We start from the raw sequence: 521 nt of genomic DNA, 5'->3' as shown, positions 1-521 counted from the left end.
GTACTAATCGAGTGTTGATATAACGCTTCGATTGTATCACTTAAACGCTTGTACGGGATCAATTGGATATGATGTAAATAAACAACGAGCGCCGTGAGCCGTGGACCGTATTGCACATGATTCGTGACATGGGATGGGAATTCGGCTTGTTGCACGCATCGACAATGTGGACACGATTTCACTTCACGTTCATGTTGTGTCACCTCGATCGCCACAGGAGGGACATCAAACACTTGACGGATATCGACTTTGAACGGTTTGACTTCACGCAAAGAAGCTCCACATCCTTGACACGTATGCACACGGTGGACGACACGATGATGTGGATGTTCCACTTGACGGAGCGTCTTCCCCTCATGTCCCTCTTGCCCACCAGGCTTTTTGCCAGACGGCTCGCGGGAGGAACGCTTTTTCTCAAAACGGTCAGAAGATGGGGGCAAATGGCTATTGGAGCTGTTTTTTTTCGTGCGTGCTTCCAGCTCTTGAACACGGTACTTCAGTTGTTCATTTTCTTTGCGTAG

1 protein-coding gene is annotated in these 521 nt (G+C 48.6%); it reads right to left on the bottom strand.

The annotated features are described in order from the left end of the window. Positions 1–521, bottom strand: a 521-nt coding sequence (locus ETC02_RS16915; RefSeq protein WP_171698471.1) for an IS66 family transposase zinc-finger binding domain-containing protein, incomplete at both ends; no start/stop codon positions are given.

This window comes from Geobacillus sp. DSP4a, assembly GCF_013096875.1.
GTDB classification, from domain to species: Bacteria; Bacillota; Bacilli; order Bacillales; family Anoxybacillaceae; genus Geobacillus; species Geobacillus thermophilus.
Note: the sequence above shows the minus strand (reverse complement) of the source record. Positions and strands in the feature narration are given on the sequence as shown.